Raw genomic sequence first — 22,248 nt, 5'->3', positions numbered from 1 at the left:
TTTCAGGACGCTTCTCGTGCCATAAGTGGTCATGTTCTGCTTTGAGCTTGTTATAACCTTCGCGGGTGATAAGTTTGGTTTTCATAAATCTGACTTAATGAAATGATGATCTAAGATAGAATATATAGAAAGGCAACATACGTTAACAATTATTTAGGCGACTTTTCCCTCAATAATGTTACATTTTTAATGTCTTATACCAATATACAATTTACCAAGAATGCTTAACCTTAGGTTTAAGCTTTAATAGGTGGAACCATTACATGCAAGAAAACTACAAAATTTTAGTGGTCGATGACGATGCTCGTTTACGTGCACTGCTAGAACGCTATCTGTCAGAGCAAGGCTTTCAAGTGCGTAGCGTGGCAAACAGTGAGCAGATGGACCGCCTGTTAACCCGTGAAAACTTTCACTTGATGGTATTGGATTTAATGTTGCCGGGCGAAGACGGTCTTTCGATCTGTCGTCGTCTACGAAACGCAAACAACTCGCTACCAATCCTGATGCTTACAGCAAAGGGTGACGAAGTGGATCGCATTGTGGGTTTGGAAGTGGGTGCTGATGATTACCTGCCAAAACCATTTAATCCACGTGAACTGCTTGCTCGTATCAAAGCGGTAATGCGTCGCCAAGTGATTGAAGCACCGGGCGCGCCAAGCACAGAAGAGTCTGTGGTTGAGTTTGGTGAGTTCCGCCTAAACCTAGGTACACGTGAAATGTTCCGCGGTGAAGAGCCTATGCCTCTTACCTCAGGTGAATTTGCGGTTCTGAAGTCACTTGTCACTAACGCTCGTGAGCCAATGTCTCGCGATAAGCTGATGAACATGGCTCGTGGCCGTGAGTATTCAGCGATGGAACGTTCTATCGATGTCCAGATTTCGCGTTTGCGTCGTCTAGTAGAAGAAGATCCAAGTAAACCTCGTTATATCCAAACGGTGTGGGGCTTGGGTTATGTATTCGTTCCAGATGGCAAAGCTGTGTAATCTAGCTTTGCTCGTTCTGTGATTCAGAATTTATTATTTACGGGTCATCTCATTAATATGCGATGGCCCGTTTTGTATTCAGCACAATGAGAGATACCAATCGTAGTAAATAACTGCTCATCCTAGCTTGTTAAAACGCTCGATAACTTCGTTAGAAATTTTGATTGTAGAATAACTACTTATCAAAAATTGCAGCCTTGTTCTCAAGCCTTTTTCCGGCGCTATTTATGATCATTTACTTACTGTGATTGGTATTACAGCTATAGTTCCCACTATATTCCTTTATCATCCCTCACTTTAGGTCTTCTATGCGCATACGTAGCTCCTTTACTCAGTCGATAGTGCTCTTCTTAACCCTGTTGGTTGCCAGCCAAATTTTTTCGTATTACGCGGTGTTCAATTATGCATTGATGCCGAGTTTGCAGCAGTTTAATAAAATTTTGGCTCACGAACTAAACCTAGTATTGGACCAAGGCAGTGATATCGAGATTGATGCGCCACTGCGTCAGCGTGTACTTGAGCAGCTCGGGGTTACGGTTCATGCCAAGGACAGTGAAGCGTCGGGCGAGTACTACCATGCGGTCGCGATAGACCTGATGAGTGAGGAGATGACCAAAGAGCTCGGATCTGAAACCGAAGTGCGATTGGTTTTGGGCAAAGAAAGTTACGTGTTGTGGATGGACATTGCGCAGTTGCCTAACTCCTTGATTCGTATTCCCCTGTCTGAGCTGCAAGAAGAAGACTTTGCGCCTCTATTTCGTAACAGTCTGATCATGGCGTTGTTGATTGTTGCTGGTGGGTGGCTGTTTATCCGCTTGCAAAATCGGCCGTTGATAGCCCTAGAGAAAGCCGCGCAAGGTGTTGGGCGAGGTGATATTCCACCGCCCTTACCAGTACAAGGTGCACAAGAGATTCGCTCGGTAACTCGAGCCTTTAATCAGATGTCGAAAGGCATTCAAGAACTCGAAGAAGATAGAGCCCTACTAATGGCGGGTATCAGCCATGATCTGCGTACACCACTCACGCGTATTCGCTTGGCGACTGAGATGATGTCGCCAGAAGATAGCTATCTAGCGGAAGGGATCATCAGTGATACTGAAGAGTGCAATGAGATCATCAGTCAGTTTATGGATTACCTAAAGCCTGTGGACCGAGACTCATTCCAGGCGGTATTTGTCGATGATATTGCGCGCGAGGTCTCTAGCTCTGAAGGAGGCTATGAGGTTCAGATTGAAACCGATATTCCAGAAACCATGAAACCTGCTTTGGGTAACCCGATCGCGATGAAGCGTGCGGTGAGTAATTTGGTGGTAAATGCGCTGCGCTACGGTAATGGTTGGGTCAAAGTATCGACTGGCATGACAGCAGATAACAAACTGGCTTGGGTAACGGTAGAAGATAATGGTCCGGGTATTCCACAAGACCAAATTGGTAAGTTGTTTGAACCGTTCACTCGTGGTGACACGGCTCGTGGTAGTGAAGGGACAGGTTTAGGTTTAGCGATCGTGAAACGTATTGTCAGCCAACACCAAGGTGCGGTGGTGGTGAATAACCGCAGTGAGGGTGGCTTGAAGGCGCAGATCAGTTTCCCTGTGAAACCTTAGGCTATACGCACGAAAAAGGCTTCCTTGTAGAAGCCTTTTTACGTTTTAAGCAAGATATGAGGGCGAATTACGCCTTAGAATACACATCGCGCTCACCCAGCCAGCGGTTGATGATCGCCTTGGCATTGTCTGGGTAGCTATCGTGGATATGACGCGCGATACGCTGCACTTCAGGTATCAAACGTTGGTCACGGACTAAGTCGGCAATCTTAAAGTCAGCCAAGCCTGTTTGTTTAGTGCCAAGTAGCTCACCGGGGCCACGGATCTCTAAGTCACGCTGAGCAATAACAAAGCCATCGTTACTTTCACGAAGTACCCCTAAGCGTTTCTGAGCGGTTTTAGATAGTGGGGAGTGGTACAACAGTACACAATGGCTTGCGACCGAACCACGGCCAACACGGCCACGCAGTTGGTGCAGTTGCGCTAGACCAAGACGCTCTGGGTTCTCGATGATCATTAAGCTCGAATTCGGTACATCCACACCTACTTCAATCACGGTTGTAGCAACTAACAGGTGCAGTTTGTTCTCTTTGAATTCCTGCATCACCGCTTGTTTCTCTGCGGGTTTCATTCGGCCATGAACCAAACCAATTTTTACGTCGGGCAGTTTGCGTTGCAGCTCTTCTGCGGTATCAGCGGCAGCTTGAGCTTCCAATACTTCGGATTCATCGATCAACGTGCACACCCAGTAAGCTTGTTTGCCTTCATTGAGACACGCATTTTTCACACGTTCAACAATGTCATCGCGTTTAGTATCAGGAATCGCGACGGTTTGAATTGGGGTTCGCCCCGGTGGTAACTCATCAATAATCGAGGTTTCGAGGTCGGCATAGGCCGTCATCGCCAGCGTTCGTGGAATTGGTGTTGCCGTCATCACCAGTTGGTGAGGATAATAACCTTGCTTCACGCCTTTTTCACGCAGCTCTAGTCGCTGGTGGACGCCAAATCGGTGCTGCTCATCAATGATCACTAAACCAAGGTTGTTGAACTCGACATGCTCTTGAAATAGCGCATGAGTACCGACCACCATTTGCGCTTCGCCGCTGGCAATTCGTGTTAGTTCAGTTTCACGAGCCTTGCCTTTGAGCTTACCTGCTAGCCATCCAACTTGAATACCCATTGCCTCAAACCAGTTAGCAAAGTTAATCGCGTGCTGTTCTGCCAATAGTTCGGTTGGTGCCATCAGTGCCACTTGCTGACTATGTTCCAATGCGCGAACAGCCGCGAGTGCAGCGACTAAGGTTTTACCAGAGCCCACATCACCTTGCACTAAACGCATCATAGGGTGCGGCTTTTCCAAGTCAGCTTCGATCTCTTTGGTCACTCGTGCTTGGGCATTGGTTGGTGAAAACGGCAGCTGAGCCAGTAGCTTATCTTTAAGAGTGTTTACTGGAGGAAAAGGCATTGCCTTGTCTTGCTGTCCTTTGCTACGAACAGACAACATCGACAGGTTTTGAGCCAGCAACTCTTCCATAATTAGGCGCAGTTGCGCAGGGTGCTTGCCTTCATCAAACAGCTCTAGGTCAATGCCCGGGGGCGGTCTGTGAATGGCATGCAGTGCTTGTGCGAGGGTAATTTGGTGGTCGTATAGACCAGACGGTAGCAGCTCATTGACGGCTGCTTTATCGATTAACTCTAGAGCTTGATCGGTAAGGTTACGTAGCGTGACTTGTCTTAGTCCTTCAGTGGTTGGATACACCGGAGTCAGATTCGCTTCAACATCTGGCTGTTGCCTAGGAGCAAAGAATTTGTAATCCGGATGGACGATCTCAAGCCCCATATTGCCGCGCTTGATCTCACCATAAGCATGCACTTGTTTGCCTTCGGCAAAGTTATTCTTCATTCCTGCAGTAAAGTTGAAAAAGCGCAGAGTAATCGTGCCGTTACCATCGCTGATCTTTACTGCGAGCATCTTACGTTTACCGAAAATGGTATCAACATGCATCACCTTGCCTTGCACAGCAGCCCACAGCCCGGCATGCAGCTTTACGATGGGGTAGATACGAGTTCTATCTTCATAGCGCAAAGGCAGATGAAATAGCAGGTCTTGTACATTGTTAAGCCCAACCTTTTCCAGTTTCTCTGCGACTTTTGCGCCGACTCCAGATAAAGAGTTGAGAGGGATAGCAGATAAAAGCTGTGACATAACAAGACTCATAAACGTAAGAGAGATAATCTATTCAAGCATTTTACTGGATTTTTGTACAGGCAGGAATGGAGTCAGATAAATTCGAGGATTCAGTTATAAAAAATCCCCTTAAGCGATAAAGCATTAAGGGGATTTCAATTCTTAGCAAAGTTGCCAATAAGTTCGAACGTTAGTTCTTACGACGTCTTACTTTGAGCGCGTGTGGCATCACACGTAGCTTCTTCATAATGCTCGCTAAATGAACACGATCTTTCGTGGTCAACAAGATAGTCACTGTGTACAAGCGTCCGTCACGTTCTTCGGTTGAAATACCGTGAATGTTCGAGCCTGTTTTCGAGATAACGTTAGTTAGCTCAGCCAGCGCACCTTGATGGTTCTGTAATTCGACCTGAAGTTCAGCCGTGAACTCTTGGTTGTAATCGTCAGACCATTCAACCGCCATGTATTTATCCGGTTCTTTCTGGTAACCACGAACGTTTGGACACGTTTCACGGTGCACCACAAGACCACGACCTGGAGATACATGAGCAATAATGTGATCATCTGGAATCGGGTGACAACAGTTGGCGAACGTCAGTAATAGGCCTTCAGCACCACGGATAGGTAATTTCTTCCTAGACGTATCGCTGTTGTTTGCCACTTCAGTCAGTTCGTCAGCATCGCCCAATAAACGACGAGCAATAACGATACTCATCAGCTCACCAAGACCAATCGATGCTAGCAAGTCTTCAATGTCATCGAGACGTAGATCAGACAATACATGTTCGATATTCTCTTGACCGACATCGGCAATAGAGTGTTCACCAAGTGCATGGTTCAGTAGGCGACGGCCAAGGGTAATCGACTCTTCACGACGCATCGTTTTCAGAACCTGACGGATCTTCGTACGCGCACGTGAGGTCACTACATAGTTGAGCCATGCTGCGTTCGGACGTGCGCCCGGAGCACTGATGATCTCAATAGTTTGGCCATTCTTCAGCGATTTGCTGAGTGGGTAAGGGTTCATGTCTACACGAGCACCGACACACATGTTGCCGACGTCGGTATGTACCGCGTAAGCAAAATCGACTGCTGTTGCGCCTGCTGGAAGTTCGACAATGCGACCTTTCGGCGTGAATACGAAGATCTCATCTGGGAACAGATCAGATTTAACATTTTCAATGAATTCGAATGAGTTACCTGCGCTTTGTTGCAGCTCAAGTAAGCTCTGCATCCAACGTTGTGCTTTAACCTGTGCGGTTGTCCCGTTGCTACTGCGTGAGCCATTGCCTTTGTAAGACCAGTGCGCCGCGACACCTTTATCTGCCATCTGCTCCATATCTTCAGTTCGGATCTGGACCTCAACTGGCACCCCGTGAGGGCCGATCATTGACGTGTGCAGAGATTGGTAGCCGTTGGCTTTCGGTACCGCAATGTAGTCTTTCATGCGGCCAGGACGAGGCTTGTACAGGCTGTGGGCCTGACCAAGTACGCGATAGCAAGTATCTGGTGTATCAACCACCACGCGGAAAGCGTAGATGTCCATAATGGTGTGGAAGCGCTGCTCTTTGGTTTTCATCTTGTTATAGATGGAGAACAGGTTCTTTTCACGACCAAGTACGCGAGCAGGCAAACCGACTTCTTCAAGGCGGCCTTCGATTTCGCTATGGATACGTTGGATCATCTCCTTACGGTTACCACGCGCAGCTTTCACTACGTTTTTCAGGACGCGATAACGGTTAGGATAAAGGGCTTCGAAGCCCAGCTCTTCTAGTTCTGTCTTAATGTTATGAATACCAAGACGGTGAGCTAGCGGAGAATAAATCTCTAGGGTTTCACGAGCAATACGACGCTTCTTATCAGGACGAAGTGCCCCAAGCGTACGCATGTTGTGAGTACGGTCAGCTAATTTGATCAAGATAACGCGGATGTCTTGCACCATCGCGAGAACCATCTTACGGAAGTTCTCTGCTTGCGCTTCTTTGCGATCACGAAATTTAAGCTTATCCAGCTTAGATACACCATCAACCAGTTCAGCAACGGTATTGCCGAATTGAGCTTCTAGCTCCTCTTTTGTAACTTCAGTGTCTTCAATTACATCGTGGAGTAGGGCTGCTTGCAGAGTTTCTATATCCAGACGCATTTCTGCCAGGATTCTTGAAACAGCTACAGGGTGAATAATGTATGGTTCACCCGTTGAACGGGTTTGCCCTTCATGGGCGTCTCTCGCTACCACATAAGATTGACGCAGAGCCTCAACTTGAGGCTCTGTTAGGTATTCTTGGGCAACGTCTTTGAGGCTATCGAATAGATACAAATTAAAGGCCCGGAAGGTTAATTAGTTCGAATGACGTTGATTCTATCAGCGAGTGTGAGCGATGCTGCTTACTGCTGCAAGCTCAGCCGCTTCTTGCTCTTGTTGCTCTTGACGCTCACGAGCATCTAGTACGTCTTTAGTGATAAGACCTTCTTCGATTTCGCGAAGAGCGATAACCGTTGGCTTATCGTTTTCTTCAGGCACTAGTGAATCTTTGCCGCCAGTTTGCATTTGACGTGCGCGGCGAGCCGCAATAAGAACTAGGTCGAAACGGTTGCCAACTTTTTCAACAGCGTCTTGAACAGTTACGCGTGCCATGAGGACTCCAAATAGTAATTAACTAATAAATTTTTGATGACGAGAAAGTATACAAGTTTAACTAGAGACTTTCTAGTTCACCGTATACTTATCTCAATGGAAAATCTAGGGGATCTAGATTATTCCGCCAATAAAGCAGTAAGCATGCCGCTGTATTTCGCTGCTTGCTTATCTTCTTTTAAGCGCTCCGCACGAATGATAGCTCTGAAGTCCATTAGGGCTGCATCAAAGTCATCATTCACGATCACATAATCGTATTCTGCATAGTGAGAAATTTCTGATTTTGCTTCGCTCATGCGTTTCGCAATAACTTCGTCGCTGTCTTGGCCGCGAACATTCAAACGACGCTCTAGCTCACCATTTGATGGTGGAAGAATGAATACACTCTTCGCTTGAGGCATTTGTTCACGGATCTGACGAGCACCTTGCCAGTCGATATCTAGGAATACATCGATACCGCGGTCTAGGTTTTCTTCAATCCAAACGCGTGAAGTACCGTAGTAGTTGCCGAAAACTTCAGCGTACTCTAGGAATTCACCTTTATTAATAAGGTCTTCAAAATGATGCTTCTCTACGAAGTGGTAGTGAACACCATTTTCTTCACCAGGGCGCATACCGCGAGTGGTGTGTGAAACAGATACCTTCATTGCGTAGGTTGGATTGGTTTCTAGCATTGCTGAGATCAAGCTCGACTTACCTGCGCCACTAGGTGCAGATACGATGTAAAGAGTACCTTTGCCCATCTGTATATTTCCACTGTTGGTTGGATTGAGTGAGGGCGATAAACCGACACTATAAAAGATAGCACTGACTCTAATTTTTGTTCCGCTGGTTGCATCTAAAAAGGGATAACAAGTAAAACTAATAGAGACAACTGGTGAAAATTAGGTCAGAAAAATGGAGGCGAAGAGTAGCATATTTAGATGATTGAGAACAACTGGCTTGATCGTTATTTATTCTCAAATGATCCTTTGTCTGATCTTCCTATAAATGTAATGACCGATCATGTTCAGTTTTTTATGTGATCTGAACAAAATTTGTTGAAGTTTTAATCTCAATCCTTACAATCCGCGCAAACGATTAAATGCTGTATATGTTTGATGAAATGGATCAAATGTTTCTACTACCGAGCCTACCTTGGTGACTACAGTTTTTAGTGTAGAGATCCCTCTATTCTCACAGCATTTGAATCTCAAATTTCTTAATTTAATACATAGGTTTTGTTGTGAATACTGACTCCACCCTGAAAGCCCAGAAGACATCTGGCTCACTTGACACCATGTTCAAACTCTCAGAGAGAAAGACCACGATCAGCACTGAGCTATACGCAGGTTTTATTACCTTCTTAGCGATGAGTTATATCTTGGCGGTTAACCCAGCAATTTTGGGTGGCATTCCGGGAATGGACAAAGGTGCAGTCTTTACGGCGACCGCTCTTTCTGCTGCTATTGCAACGCTTATCATGGGCATTTGGGGTAACTATCCAGTCATGCTAGCACCTGGCATGAGCATGAATGGCTTCTTCAAAGGTTTATTGTTAAGTGGTTCAGTGGCGGTACTTTGGAATGAAGCATTATTTGGCATCTTCCTATCGGGTATTCTTTATCTTGCTTTCTCATTGACTAATATCCGTAAGTCGATGATTGAATCGATTCCTGAAGACTTGAAGCTGGCGATTACTGTGTCTCTCGGCTTGTTCATTGCTTTCTTAGGCCTTAAGAATGCGGGTATCATCGTTTCTAATCCGTTCGTACTGGTTGGCTTAGGTGACATTTCCGATCCAAAAGTGATTATCGCTTATGTGAGTATCTTCATTGCATTGGGCTGTATGGTTCGTGACATTAAGTTGGCCACGTTTATCTCGTTTGTTTCAGCTATCGTGTTGACCATTCTTGCTGATGTATTCATGGGCACATCAAACGCCCCAATCCCTGACCAATTCGTTTCAATGCCACCAAGTATGGCAGGCAGCTTTGGCGCTATCTTTGACTTCTCAGCTTTTACGCCTGAGAAAATGTTCGATTTGTTGTTCATCGTACTTATCTTCTTGATTGTCGATTTCTTCGATGGATTGAGCACGATTGTGGGTGTTGGCCGTGATGCAGGTATCATCGACAAAGACGGTAAAGTGCCGAATGCAAAATCGGCGCTAGTGGCTGATGCGGGCGGTACTGTGATTGGTTCAATTCTAGGTACCACATCGATTACTGCTTTCTCTGAATCGGGTATTGCCTCTTCTCAAGGTGCGAAAACAGGTTTAGCGGCAGTCATGGTGGCTGGCTTATTCCTAGTGTCTCTATTCCTATACCCAATCTTCTCTATCTTCTCAGCGGCAATGGTCGCGCCTGCGATGGTTGTGGTAGGCATCTACATGGTGGGTCGTCTTGGTCAGATTAACTGGGAAAAGAAAGAGTCACGCATTGCAGCTTTCTTCACCATCATGTTCACAGTGCTAAGCTTCTCACCAGCGAACGGTATGGCGATGGGTTTCATCAGCTACGCATTCACAATGGTTGTTGCAGGTAAGCGCAAAGAAGTGCACCCATTGATCTACGGGCTGTGTGTGGTGTTCTTAACGTACCTGATTCTGTTGTAAGGTTAGTTAGCCACTAGAAAGTGGCTAAGTAAAAAACAAGTCGATGGCTCTGCAGTGAATGTGGGGCCATTTTTGTATTCGTCGCTTCTCTAGAGCGCATGCTAATGTAGAGACTGGATTAATTATTTTTTGAAGAGTGACTATGCCTTCTCACTTACCTAAATCTTTTAGTAAGCCGTTTTTAAAAGTATTTCACATTATGGAAGCGGTATTACTGGTAGCGATCACGCTCGCGACCTTGTTTGCGATGGTCGAAGAGTTCATGCATGTTTTTGCTGAACGTCGAGTGCAATTGACCGATATTCTACTGATGTTCATCTATTTAGAAGTGTTGGCGATGGTTCAGCAGTTTGTGATGAACGGTAAGATCCCGGTTCGATATCCGATTTACATCGCGATGATGGCGATTGCTCGTTACATTACTCTGGGCATGAAAGAGTTGGATGCAGTACTCATCGTTTGGTTGTCTGTTGCAGCGTTTATCTTAGCAGCAGCAACACTTTTGATTCGAGTAGGGCACCATTACTGGCCATATGTGGATCTTCGAACCAAGCAGCCGGATGAGTAATTCAATTAACTGAAATATGATGGTCTAAAAAATTCGCCCAGCACTGCTGGGCGAATTCATTTAGTAACATACTAACCTGATAAGCAGTGTTAGAAGTTATAGATCAGTGCGATTTCAACACGGGAAATGTCATCACTGCTACTGCCGACTACGTCACGTGTGTAGTCGCTATCTAATGCGTAGTACATATTTAACTCAGACTTTAAGTTGCCTGTGATGTAATTATGGAATTGCAGATAGAACTGGGTGTAAGCGTATTTTTCGTCAGACTCTGCACCAAATAATACATCTTGGTTGAGTGTGTAGATTGCATCATCTGTGTTGGCACGCCATGTCGACATAAAGCCAGCGATGATGGATTGTTTCGGCTGATACTCAATCACAGTGTAAGAACCGACCTGCATTGCGTTACCGTAAGCGCCATCATGCGCGAAACCCAGTGGGTCACCTGTCCACAAAGGGTTAAACGTGTTCACTTTGTCGCTGTCTTTATCTGAACCTGATGCGTAATGTAGGTTCAGACCTAAGCGATAGTTCCAGTCTGCTTTCCAGTTGTAGTTCAAATCGGCATAAGCCATGTAGGCTGAGATATCTTTACCTGCATGATCGCCAAATTGGTAAACACCATCGAGCATGTAACCAAACCCTTCACTCACAAAATCATGTGCATGTAAGCCTAAAACTTGAATGTCGACGTCACCGTCAGGTGCATTAACAAAGCTTTCATTGGTGAGTTTATTACTCATTATGTAGGCTTGCATTGCCCCGAAGTCAGTTCTCCAATTAGCGAATAAGCCGGTCGATTTTTTGCCATTGGTTTTATCATCCCAGTTACCACCGAAGCTGCCATCTTTGTAGAGAGGGAATACTTCCTCGCCGTAGTATGCGTCAAAATTGATGCCTGCTACGCTGTATTTTGCGCTGGCTGCATTCCAACTTGATTGAACTGGCGTTGGTTCACGGTTCATCATTTGCCATTCATTTAAGTATATTTCTTGGCGACCAAGGCGGGTACTTAGGTATTGCTCACCGTCATCGAGTAATTTGAATTCGGTAAACAACTGGTGGAAGTCAGTACCGGCATCGTCAACTGGACCCGGACTATCGAGGTTAGTGTAGTTGGTTCGAATTTCACCAAATACACGCATCCAGTCTTGGTAAGTCACATCGGTGGAGAATTGCATGCGAGTACGCAGTTCATTTTTCTTGCGGTTTTCTCCGTCGTACATGTGATTCCAACGGTTATCGACTGCGGCTTTTACATTACCGCTAAATGAGACTTTCCAGTCACCACTGTCATCAATATCCAAGCGTTTGAGTTTTTCTGAAAAGCTTTTTTGACTTTCGTCTAGACCATCGACATAGCTCCAGTCCTCATTGGCTCTATCTCCCCAGAAGACGATCGGGTTGCGCTCAGACCAGCTTGATGTTGTATTTTCGTTTGCGTGTAGGACGCCAGAAACACAAAGAGCAAGTAAAGTAACTGCATGTTTTGTCATTGCTTTCATTTTTATATTTCCCATATTTCAGGTGCACGAATCCCTTCCTGTGACTTGTAGTCACAGGAGGAATTGTCAGTTATTGGTTTCTATAGATTCGTAACAGTAGGGTTACGGAAGTTACGCTTAGCTAAGAGTCGACACCAAGGGCTTCTTTGATACCAGAGGCAATCGTAATAACGTTGGCTCCATATATCACTTGAATGCCTTTATTCATTCTGACGACACCAATTGCGTTGAGCTGTTGTTTCCAAACTTTATCGCTTGCCGTTAGTGATTCGTCATGCAGCGAAACACGCAGTCGAGTTGCACAGTTTGTCACGTTCTCAATGTTGTCAGCTCCACCCAGCGCCTTAATGATTTCAACAGGCAGTCCTTTTGAGGTCTGATCCTTTTTCTTTTTAAAGTCTTCTTTTGAATACAGGGCGATATCACCATCTTCTTCTTCGCGACCTGGAGTTTTTGAATCAAACTTTAGGATGAAGAACTTGAATGTGTAGAAGTAAATCGCGAAGTATAGTGGGATAATCCACAATAGAGCCCAAGCATGAACCTTTTCAGGTTGTAGTAGGTTAGGCACCATAAATAGCAGCTGATTACCGTGAATTGAAACACCCATCATTTCGGTGATCACATAAGCAAGACCATTTAGCGGAACATGCACTGCAAAGAATAGGAATGGTTGGACGAATAGGAAGGTATATTCTAGTGGCTCGGTAATACCGATAACAGCAGCCGTAAATACCGCAGGCACCATGATAGCGGCTACCTTCTTACGATTGGCTGTTTTTGCTGTTACGTACATTGCATAAGCAGCACCCGTCAGGCCACCAATTTGGATTGGAATACGACCGCTGGTAAAGTTATGTGTAATGTAGCTCGTTGCCTCTGGTGAACTCATTTGGCCATTCATGATGTTACGAACACCTTCGTAAACAACACCATCAATCTCCATTACGCCACCAACACGAGTGTATTCAATAGGGAAGGCGATAAGGTGATGTAAGCCAAATGGCAATAAGCCTTTGTCAAATACGCCAAATAGGAAAGAGCCAAAAATACCTGAGCTAGTAATCAAGGTAGTGATGGACTGCAGTGCCCCAGCGATCGGTGGCCAAGCGTAGTAAACAAACAGCGCGATAGGCATGATAGCGAAGTAAGCAAAAATCACTACGGCACGAGGGCCTGAGAAGAAGCTCAAGAGTGCAGGCATTTCGAATTTGTAGTAACGGTTGTGGATCCAAGCCGTAATACAACCAACAAGAATACCGCTAAAGATCCCCATGTTGTAAGCGAAGATACCTAAAGACTCACCCCATAAAGAGTTGAAGTTTTGCGCTGCTACTTTGTCGTAGCCAGCATCATTCATTAATGACGCAACGCTTGTAGTTTCTTGAGTCCATCCGTGAAATGCAGCGATCGATCCGATAGCGACGTTGAAACACATGAACATGGTAAAGCCAGTGAAGGCTGCCCAACCTTTTTCAGATTTCGCCAGCGCGAACGCTAGACCAATCGCAAAGAAAGGCGGTAGATTGCGCATGACCATCAAGCCAAGATCTAACATCAGCTTAAAGAATGCCCAAATAACAGAGTCGGTAGCAGACATTTGGTTTACAACACCAGCGCCCACACCAATAAATATACCTGCGATAACCAGTACGATGATGGATACCATCATACCTCCAGCAAGTGCTTGAACCTTATCTCTCATAATTTACTCCTAAAGTGATATGAGAACTTTCACGTATATTGTTATTGCTCTTTTTAATGACTCGAGGCTGAGCCTTTCATTAGGCTCATGGACACGAGTCACATCACCAGGAAAAGTAGGTCCGAATGCCACACCATTGTTTAGCGCGCGCGCGTAAGAAGCCGCACCTTTACTAAAGCACTGAGCGTCCATTTTGGTAACTTCGGAATAAGCTTTTCCCATTGCTTGGATAAGTTCACTTTCGGGTGAGAGGTAAGATAGAGGTAAGTACTTGTGTTCAATCAATCTCACTCCGTATTGTTGGGATACATACTGGAGTTGGGTACGAGCTTGATCGATAGTCAGTCCTTTAGGAAACCGAAAATCAAAATCCAAGTTGTAGCCATGTTGATTCAAATTGATGGAGGAGACACAGCATGTAGTCGACCCCATTTCATTATCTTGGTGTGCTAGCCCTAATTTCGAAGCATCATTGGAATCACTAAAACACGCGTCTAGTAAATCAATTAAATTTCGAGAGTTAGTGTCTAACCCTTCAACATGTCGCATGTGACGAACAAACTGATCCATACAGTTATCGACCTTATGCGGGTTGCGAGATTTCTCCCACGGCGTTGACAACTCAACGCAGTACAACTCCTTTTGTTGGTGGTTGTCACTTTGTGCCACATTGGCAAGAGTGACCGTTGCTGAAGTTTCAAATGTTGCTGCTACTTCAGCCGCTTTTTCTCCTGTCAGATAAATCGATAATTGATAGCAGGTGGATGTTCTGTCACGCTCACTTTCAATGCTTACGATCTGACAAGTTCCTAGGCCATTGTGAGTTGGGAATTCTCGTTGTAATGACGCATATAGGATGCCTTTTTCTCCATTAACGATTGGGAAGTCGCCATCTGGAGAGAAACCATAATCCGGTTGAGGATTATGATTAAAATAATGCTCTACACATTCCCAAGTTGTCTCTTCTGCGCCACCGATGATCACTCTTATTTTTTTGTCGAGTGTTACATCAAGCGCTTTAAACATCTTGAGAATATACAGACTGGCCATTAACGGGCCTTTGTTGTCGGTAACGCCTCGCCCCAATAAGTCATCACCGTGTTGGTGCATCTCAAATGCAGGTGTCAGCCATGCGTTTAAATCACCGGCTTCTACCACATCTACATGATGCAATATGCCGATTTCTTGTAAGCCTTCGCCAAAGCTGATGTCCAAGGCATAACCATCATGATCACGGACTTCAAACCCTTCTCGTTTCGCCCAGTTAATTAGAAAGTCGAATGCGTTTCTAATTGGTAAACCAAAAGGAGCATTGGGTGAACAGCTGCTGATATCTCGTACAGACGGAATAGCAATTAGCTCAGATAGATCACGCGTAAACGTTTCAATATTTGAATCAAAATAGCGCAGTGTTTGAGCTGAAAAATTGCTTTCCGTCATGTTTTATTCCTAAATTATCCTTACTGACATGCTTGTAAATAGACTTGCAAGCGAGGTCTCATTTTGATTATAAATCCCAGCTATTGAACGTGTTGCTTTGATAATAAATACGTACCTTCTGCATTCGAAAAAGCCATGAAATCAGCCGATCTTTGCGCGAAAATACCGTTCTCGACGACGCCAGGAATAGCGTTAATTTGGAGTTCCAATCGTTTTGGTTCAGCGATGTCCAAATGAGCAACATCGAGAATGATATTGCCGTTATCAGTGGTGCAGTCTTGGCGCAACGTCGGGTGTCCACCAAGGCTTTGTAAGGCATTAAACACAGCGGTTTGTGCGGCAGGTAAAACCTCTACAGGGAGTGGAAACTTTCCGAGTTGAGTGACCAATCGACCGCTATCTGCGATGGTGATGAAGCTTAGCGCAAGCGTCGCGAGTACTTTTTCACGAGCCAGTGCTGCACCACCACCTTTCACGGTCATGCCGGTTGTAAGACCTTCATCAATGCCATCAATGTAGAAATCAACACGGCCACATTCAGATATGGATATCTCATTCAGCCCTGCAGAGGATAAAGCTCGACTTGAGCGAACCGAACTGGATACGCAGTGAGCAAACTCAGCGCCACTTTCTTTCAATAGTTGAATGAATACTTCAACTGTTGCACCTGTGCCGATACCAATCACGCTAGAAGGTGTTAGCGTTTTTAGGACTTGCTCTAAGGCTACTTTTGCAGCCTTAGTTCGCAGGCAGTCTTGGCTTTGGTTTTCAATAAAGCGTTGTGCCATGCTCATATTACTTCTCCAGAACCGCTAGGGATTTTTCAACGATGTTTTCAACCGTAAATCCAAACATTTCGAAGAGTTGTTCTGCTGGTGCTGATTCACCAAAGCTTGTCATTCCCACAATGTCGCCGTGTAGCCCGACATACTTGAACCAGTAGTCACGGATACCAGCTTCTATGGCAACTCGTGCTGTAACATGGCTTGGTAAAACCTGTTCCTTGTATTCCGCGCTTTGTGCATCAAAAATATCGGTGGCCGGCATTGAAACAACACGACAACGAACATGAGTTAGCTGTGCTTTTGCTTCCATGGCGAGTGCCACTTCAGATCCCGTAGCGATTAGAATCAGCTGTGGTTCACCTTCACAGTCAGAAAGGATGTATCCACCTTTCGCTACATTGGAAAGCGTATCTTGATCACGTTCGAATTGAACAAGGTTCTGGCGAGAGAAAATCAATGACGTTGGGCCATCAAAACGTTCGATAGCAGACTTCCAAGCCACCGCGGTTTCTACTTGGTCGCAAGGACGCCAAGTGCTCATGTTTGGGGTAAGTCGAAGCGATGCTATTTGTTCAACCGGTTGGTGTGTCGGACCATCTTCCCCCAAACCGATAGAGTCATGGGTATAAACGAAGATACTGCGTTGCTTCATTAGTGCTGCCATACGAAGCGCGTTACGAGCGTACTCCATGAACATCAAGAACGTACCGCCGTATGGGATAAAGCCACCATGCAACGCCACGCCATTCATCATTGCAGACATCGCAAATTCACGAACGCCGTAACTCAAGTAGTTTCCTGACGCATCTTGAGCGGTAATTGCTTTTGAGCCTGACCAGTTAGTTAAGTTTGAAGGGGTTAAATCGGCAGAACCTCCCAAAAACTCTGGCAGTAATGGTCCGAATGCTTCAATAGTATTTTGTGATGCTTTGCGAGTCGCGATGGTTTGTGGATTCGCTTGCAAAGTCTGGATTAGATCTTGAGTGTGCTGATCCCAATTTTCAGGTAATAGGTTCTGGCTACGACGTAGAAACTCAGCGGCTAATTCTGGATGCGCCTCTTGATAAGCATTGAAACGTGTTTGCCAGTCATCTTCATTGCTTTGTCCTTTCTCTTTCCCATCCCATGCTTGGTATACATCTTGAGGAATTTCAAATTCAGGATGGTCCCAGCCGAGATTGAGTCGAACCAATGCGACTTCATCAGCACCTAACGGAGCACCATGACAGTCATGACTGGCTGACTTGTTTGGTGAGCCAAAACCAATCACGGTTTTGCAGCAAATCAAGGTTGGTTTATCTGTTACGGCTTTAGCTTCAGTAATCGCTTTGTGAATATCATCAGCGTTATGACCATCAACATCAGCAATAACATGCCAACCGTAGGCTTCAAAACGTTTTGGTGTGTCATCAGAGAACCAGCCGTCGACTTCGCCATCAATCGAAATACCATTGTCATCCCAAAAAGCGACCAGTTTCCCTAGTCCAAGCGTACCGGCAAGTGAACATGCTTCATGAGAAATACCTTCCATCATGCAGCCGTCGCCCATGAACACGTAGGTGTGGTGATCAACAATATCGTGGCCTTCACGGTTGAACTGTTCAGCCAGCACCTTTTCAGCCAAAGCCATGCCGACACCGTTGGTGATGCCTTGTCCTAATGGGCCGGTAGTGGTTTCAATACCTGGAGCGTAACCGTATTCAGGGTGACCTGCGGTTTTACTGTGTAATTGACGGAAAGATTTGATGTCATCCATTGATAGCTCGTAACCAGATAGGTGTAACAAGCTATAGATAAGCATTGAGCCATGGCCATTCGACAAGATAAAACGGTCGCGGTCGGCCCAGTTAGGGTTGCTCGGGTTGTGTTTTAGAAAATCACGCCATAGAACTTCAGCGATATCGGCCATGCCCATCGGTGCTCCAGGGTGGCCCGAGCCTGCTTTTTGTACTGCGTCCATGCTTAGAACGCGAATAGCGTCGGCTAATTTAGTTCGTGTAATCATTATGCTTCTCCTACAGGCGTGCTTCGATCATGGTTTCTAATTTGCCTTGATCGACGGCAAAGTTACGGATGCCTTCGGCTAGCTTTTCTGTTGCCATCGGGTCTTGGTTCATCTCCCAGCGGAACTGTGCTTCAGTCATGGCTGTTGGTGTCTTTTTGATGGTGTCACGGTCGGCAAAGAGTAGGCGCTCAACAGAGCCTTCTTGTGCTGCAAGTTGGTCTAAAATTGCAGGGCCTATGGTCAAACGGTCACAGCCCGCTAATGCTAGGACTTCATCGGCATTGCGAAAGCTCGCGCCCATCACAACCGTGTTGTAGCCATGATCTTTGTAGTAGTTGTAAATTTCAGAGACTGAAACGACACCAGGATCTTCATGAGGAAGGTACTCTTTTTTATCGGTATTGGTTTTGTACCAATCTAGGATACGACCGACAAAAGGTGAGATTAAGAATACACCGGCTTCTGCACAGGCTTTGGCTTGTGCAAAGTTGAACAGCAGCGTTAGGTTGCAATTGATGCCTTCTTTCTCTAGCTCTTGAGCTGCTCGAATGCCTTCCCAAGTTGACGCTAACTTAATTAGGATTCGGTCGTTACTGATGCCAGCTTCGTTATACATGCCGATAAGCTTTCGAGCTTTTGCCAAGCTTGCGACTCTGTCGAATGACATACGAGCGTCAACTTCTGTTGAGATGCGCCCCGGTACCGTTTTTAGAATTTCTAAACCAATGTTGACCGCCAGTTTGTCTCCAGCGTCGATCAACTGTTGTGATTTGTCGTTGCTTTGTGCTTTTGCCCAAGTGATCGCATCGGCGATTAAGTGATCGTATTGCGGCATTTCTGCGGCTTTTAGTACTAGAGATGGGTTGGTTGTGGCGTCTTCAGGTTGAAATGCAGCAATAGCATCAATATCACCTGTGTCGGCAACGACAGTGGTGTGCTTTTTCAGTTGTTCTAATTTATTCATCGTTCATTCTCGGTAAGTTGGTTTATCAATTGCAGTAGCGTTTGATCATTCATCGAACTCAGCACCACGTTGGCTAGCGAGACATCGAGGTGACGAGTGAGCAAATTGGTTACTGCAACTGTTGGTATTCCTGCCGATCGAGCCGCCATAATTCCAGGAGGGGAATCTTCGAAAGCGATGGCTTGATGGGCAGATACACCGAGTTGTTCTAATGCCGCTAAATACACATCGGGATGTGGTTTCCGTCTATCTGAGGCAATGTCTTCTGCTCCGATAAAACAGTCAAAATAGGGTGTAAGGTTCAAACGATTCAGAATTGGCATGTAATGTTCAGCCTCTGAGCTGGTGGCCAGTGCAATGCTCAATGAGTGTGATTTAGCAAAGTCTAGATACTGACGGACACCTTCTCGTTCTGTTATTGAAGCAATTAATTGGTAGGCATGAGCGATCACTCGATCGCGAATTTGTGAATCGGACAGCTTTTGATTCGACGCTTTGTTGAATAGTTGATAAAGGTAGGTTGCTGGCGCTGAGCTCCCAACTAGGCCAGCAACCTGGAGTGGCGAAACTTCAACTCCGTATGGTTTTAACAAAGCTTCCCAGGCTTTGAACATACAGGTTTCGGTATCGACGAGAAGGCCATCGAAGTCAAAGACCAACGCTTTTAGGTTACTGGCAATGAATTCCTCTCTTTCCAATTTCAAAGCTGTATGACCTAAAGTGTTGTTCTTGCATTCCATGTTTCAATCTCCATTTTCTTTAATTATGACAAACGTGAATTTGTGACTGTCGCTTATTCAACCAAACTGGCCTGCAATACTTTTTTCATTTCGTCACCACTGGTTAGTGGTAGATCAAAGCAAAAAGCCGGCTCCAACTTTTGAACATCTTCTTTGGTGACACCGACTTGAGTTAAGTTCGATTCAAGACCGATACGTTCAAGGAATTTCACAAGAGCAGCCGCTAATGATTGAGCTTTTTCTTCGGTACTTCCCACAGCACCAAATAACTCAGCCACTTGAGCAAATCTCTCTGGTTGCTTGCGCCATTGAAGTTGTACATAAGCTGGATAAACCACTGCGAGTGTTAACCCATGTGGTAGGTTTGTTTTGCTACTACCTAAGATTTCGCCTAAAGGGTGTGGTGCCCCCGCACCGCCATTAGCTAGCGAGATCCCGCCAAGTGTGTCTGCTTTCGCGAGTTGGCAGCGGCCATGTAAATCTGCGCCGTTGTCGACAACACTCGGTAGGTGATCAATGACAAGCTTCATTGCTTCTAACGCCATACCATCAACAAATGGAGATGGTCGAGTACCCGTAAATGATTCAAACGCATGTGAAAAAGCATCAAATCCTGTCATAGCTGTCATACGTGGAGGCAGTGTCAGCATGAGCTCTGGATCGATTAACGCTTCACAAGGGAAAAATTCAGGGTGAAACAGTGTTAGTTTTGCATGTTGCTCAAGGTCGGTAATCACTGCCGCTTGCGTCACTTGAGAGCCAGTTCCCGATGTTGTAGGTACAGCGAACAAAGGTACGACTTTCGCGGGTAGTGGGTTGACGTCCCCAAACGGTGAATCATAAGTGGCAAACCAATGGGCCCAATCTAGAGACTCTGCATTGATCGTTGCCGAAATGATTTTTGCTGTATCAATCGATGAACCACCACCAATGGCCAAAACCACATCACAGTTATTTCCGATGGCCACTTGGCGGCCAAGTTCAACGACGGTTGTAGGCGGATTCGGTACGACACCATCAAAATGAGTCACTTCAATTCCTTGCTCTGAAAGCAAAGTAAAAATGCGGTCATAGGCTGGCTTTACTGCATCAAAAACAGGTTCGGATACTACTAGGCAACGTGTGCCATATTGAGCGATAAGCTGACCTATTTTCTGAATCTCACCCGCACCAAAGGTTAGCTTGGTCGGTTGATAGTGTTGAAACTGTGTCATGGTTTAATCCTTGGTAGTGGTGCCAAACCCGAGCATAGAGGGGGGGTAGGTTTAGCACCGTTATTTCTAGATTGCTGTGGCGCATCGATTCGATAGAAACTGCGCTAGGCAATTACTTAAACGGTTTCGACTTCTTTTGTGTCTGCCGCTGCTTTATCTTCCAGTTGGTCGATTGCTGCGCGGAAGTCACGAACGCCTGCTGTGATGCCGTCTTTGTGGCCAAAGATATTTGTCGATGCAACCATCACATCAATATCTTCATTAAGCAGTTCTTCGATGTTGTGGTTACGGATACCGCCATCTACACATAGCTCACAGTTAGGGTTGCGTTCGTTGATGAGTTCACGTGCTTCGCGGATCATTGCAATCGCAGATTTGCGCCATAACCACTCATCATCGCCATCAGTAATGCCGTGAATAACAATGTGTAAACGGTCTAGGTAGTAGATAGATTCTTTAACAAATGACACTGGCGTTAATGCACCAACGGTTAAACCAAATTTCATTCCGTGGTTTTGACAGTACTTAATGATGTAACACAGAGGAGCACCGATAAAATGCTCAGCTGGTAGAATCAGCATGTCTGCACCAGCAGCTGCGATTTTATCGATAAATAATTTGTCGCAATCTTTGAAGTAAGCGTGAACTTCAATTGGCTTTTCAGTGTAAGGACGAATGCCTTCAACAATTTGATGCCCCCCCATCAATTGTAGGTTTTTCAGGTCATGCATATCTGCTGCATCACAGTGGATGTAATCGGCACCAGCATCAGATACTTCTTTCACTACGTCTGCAATGTGGCCGTAATCTACGTGTGCTAATCCTGCGGCAATTTTTACTTTTTTCATGATTTATCCTTAGTAACTAAAAGTGTTTTGGCATGTGTGTTGGCCTTCTTGCACTATCAAGCGAAGGTACTGGCCAATTCCACAGCCGTTGTTATTGGTAACAATTAGATTAGCCATGCCTTTTAAAGCAGGGCTGGCATTAGCCATTGCGACAGGTTCTCCGACAAGTCGGAACATAGAGGCATCGTTGTCCCCATCCCCAAAAGCAATGGTGTTATGAGATGAAATTCTTTGGTCATTTAGCCACTGCTGAAGAGCGTGGCCTTTGGTGGCTGCTTTAGACGTAATGTCCAATTTATTCGGTGTTGATAAGTCAGCTTGGAAGTGCGTTTTTAAGGAATCTCGTAACTGGTTTAGAGATTCTTTGTCTTGGCTAGACACTAATACTTTGTATACATCGCCACTGCGAGCGATGAGTTCGGTCAGCGTTGGGATAATCTGCAGCTCCATTGCGGCATTAATAACCTCAGCCTTTTTTTCTAAACCCTTTGTATGAGTTGATTCTTTTTGAGCAAAGATGCCTTT

The 22,248-nt window shown here is 45.5% G+C and carries 18 protein-coding genes, 1 pseudogene and 1 riboswitch; of the genes and pseudogenes, 4 read left to right on the top strand and 15 right to left on the bottom strand.

Annotated elements, in window-relative coordinates:
- Window positions 1-85, bottom strand: a pseudogene (locus tag AB4653_RS04475) (transcription elongation factor GreAB); the annotation flags it as partial.
- Between the two features lie 178 nt (window positions 86-263).
- On the opposite strand from AB4653_RS04475, the gene ompR reads away from it, so the two are divergent.
- Both ompR and envZ read left to right on the top strand, forming a co-directional pair.
- Window positions 264-983, top strand: coding sequence for a two-component system response regulator OmpR (ompR, locus tag AB4653_RS04470; protein ID WP_009848007.1), 720 nt, complete (start codon window positions 264-266; stop codon window positions 981-983).
- 308 nt (window positions 984-1,291) lie between these two features.
- Complete coding sequence (gene envZ, locus AB4653_RS04465) at window positions 1,292-2,587, top strand: two-component system sensor histidine kinase EnvZ (protein WP_012603020.1); 1,296 nt, start codon at window positions 1,292-1,294, stop codon at window positions 2,585-2,587.
- A 67-nt stretch (window positions 2,588-2,654) separates the two neighbouring features.
- On the opposite strand, the gene recG is transcribed toward envZ, so the two are convergent.
- The 4 genes from recG to gmk all read right to left on the bottom strand — a co-directional run bounded on the left by recG (window position 2,655) and on the right by gmk (window position 8,093).
- Entirely contained in the window at window positions 2,655-4,733 is a 2,079-nt protein-coding gene (gene recG, locus AB4653_RS04460) for an ATP-dependent DNA helicase RecG (RefSeq protein WP_102257553.1), read from the bottom strand.
- A gap of 172 nt (window positions 4,734-4,905) precedes the next feature.
- Window positions 4,906-7,032 carry a bifunctional GTP diphosphokinase/guanosine-3',5'-bis pyrophosphate 3'-pyrophosphohydrolase gene (spoT, locus tag AB4653_RS04455; protein ID WP_009848004.1) on the bottom strand — a complete coding sequence of 709 codons (2,127 nt, stop codon included), beginning with the start codon at window positions 7,030-7,032 and terminating at the stop codon, window positions 4,906-4,908.
- 45 nt (window positions 7,033-7,077) lie between these two features.
- Window positions 7,078-7,350 carry a DNA-directed RNA polymerase subunit omega gene (gene rpoZ, locus AB4653_RS04450; protein WP_009848003.1) on the bottom strand — a complete coding sequence of 91 codons (273 nt, stop codon included), beginning with the start codon at window positions 7,348-7,350 and terminating at the stop codon, window positions 7,078-7,080.
- A 119-nt stretch (window positions 7,351-7,469) separates the two neighbouring features.
- A complete protein-coding gene (gene gmk / locus AB4653_RS04445) occupies window positions 7,470-8,093 on the bottom strand; it encodes a guanylate kinase (protein ID WP_009848002.1) in 624 nt (207 codons plus the stop codon).
- Window positions 8,094-8,417: 324 nt separating this feature from the next.
- Window positions 8,418-8,517: riboswitch (purine riboswitch) on the top strand.
- Window positions 8,518-8,575: 58 nt separating this feature from the next.
- Between gmk and AB4653_RS04440 the strand changes: the two genes are divergently transcribed.
- Window positions 8,576-9,946, top strand: a complete 1,371-nt coding sequence (locus AB4653_RS04440) for an NCS2 family permease (protein ID WP_009848001.1) — start codon at window positions 8,576-8,578, stop codon at window positions 9,944-9,946.
- Window positions 9,947-10,088: 142 nt separating this feature from the next.
- Window positions 10,089-10,514 (top strand): phosphate-starvation-inducible protein PsiE, encoded by a 426-nt coding sequence (locus AB4653_RS04435; protein WP_009848000.1) that lies wholly within the window; start codon window positions 10,089-10,091, stop codon window positions 10,512-10,514.
- A gap of 89 nt (window positions 10,515-10,603) precedes the next feature.
- On the opposite strand, the gene AB4653_RS04430 is transcribed toward AB4653_RS04435, so the two are convergent.
- From AB4653_RS04430 to AB4653_RS04385, 10 genes are all read right to left on the bottom strand, one after another.
- On the bottom strand, window positions 10,604-12,022 hold the full coding sequence (locus AB4653_RS04430) for an alginate export family protein (protein ID WP_009847995.1): 1,419 nt from the start codon (window positions 12,020-12,022) through the stop codon (window positions 10,604-10,606).
- A 121-nt stretch (window positions 12,023-12,143) separates the two neighbouring features.
- Window positions 12,144-13,727, bottom strand: a complete 1,584-nt coding sequence (locus AB4653_RS04425) for a PTS transporter subunit EIIC (RefSeq protein WP_009847994.1) — start codon at window positions 13,725-13,727, stop codon at window positions 12,144-12,146.
- A 9-nt stretch (window positions 13,728-13,736) separates the two neighbouring features.
- Window positions 13,737-15,167: a Sapep family Mn(2+)-dependent dipeptidase gene (locus AB4653_RS04420; protein ID WP_102257555.1), complete on the bottom strand. Its 1,431-nt coding sequence runs from the start codon at window positions 15,165-15,167 to the stop codon at window positions 13,737-13,739.
- A gap of 80 nt (window positions 15,168-15,247) precedes the next feature.
- Entirely contained in the window at window positions 15,248-15,961 is a 714-nt protein-coding gene (gene rpiA, locus AB4653_RS04415) for a ribose-5-phosphate isomerase RpiA (RefSeq protein WP_017099276.1), read from the bottom strand.
- Between the two features lies 1 nt (window position 15,962).
- Window positions 15,963-17,957: a transketolase gene (gene tkt / locus AB4653_RS04410; protein WP_102257556.1), complete on the bottom strand. Its 1,995-nt coding sequence runs from the start codon at window positions 17,955-17,957 to the stop codon at window positions 15,963-15,965.
- A 10-nt stretch (window positions 17,958-17,967) separates the two neighbouring features.
- Window positions 17,968-18,921, bottom strand: coding sequence for a transaldolase (gene tal, locus AB4653_RS04405; RefSeq protein ID WP_102257557.1), 954 nt, complete (start codon window positions 18,919-18,921; stop codon window positions 17,968-17,970).
- Window positions 18,918-19,661, bottom strand: a complete 744-nt coding sequence (locus AB4653_RS04400) for an HAD family phosphatase (protein ID WP_017099279.1) — start codon at window positions 19,659-19,661, stop codon at window positions 18,918-18,920. The genes tal and AB4653_RS04400 overlap by 4 nt, the downstream gene beginning before the upstream one ends.
- Before the next feature lie 53 nt (window positions 19,662-19,714).
- On the bottom strand, window positions 19,715-20,875 hold the full coding sequence (locus AB4653_RS04395) for an iron-containing alcohol dehydrogenase (RefSeq protein WP_102257558.1): 1,161 nt from the start codon (window positions 20,873-20,875) through the stop codon (window positions 19,715-19,717).
- A gap of 116 nt (window positions 20,876-20,991) precedes the next feature.
- Window positions 20,992-21,723: a ribulose-phosphate 3-epimerase gene (locus AB4653_RS04390; protein ID WP_012603032.1), complete on the bottom strand. Its 732-nt coding sequence runs from the start codon at window positions 21,721-21,723 to the stop codon at window positions 20,992-20,994.
- Window positions 21,724-21,732: 9 nt separating this feature from the next.
- Window positions 21,733-22,248, bottom strand: a 516-nt coding sequence (locus AB4653_RS04385) for an HAD hydrolase family protein (RefSeq protein WP_372103424.1), incomplete at its 5' end; no start/stop codon positions are given.

Origin of the sequence: Vibrio sp. 10N.222.48.A3 (assembly GCF_041475345.1) — a bacterium.
In the GTDB taxonomy this organism is placed as follows: Bacteria; Pseudomonadota; Gammaproteobacteria; order Enterobacterales; family Vibrionaceae; genus Vibrio; species Vibrio tasmaniensis_A.
The sequence above is the reverse complement of the archived record's forward strand: the minus strand, read 5'-3'. Positions and strand labels throughout refer to the sequence as shown.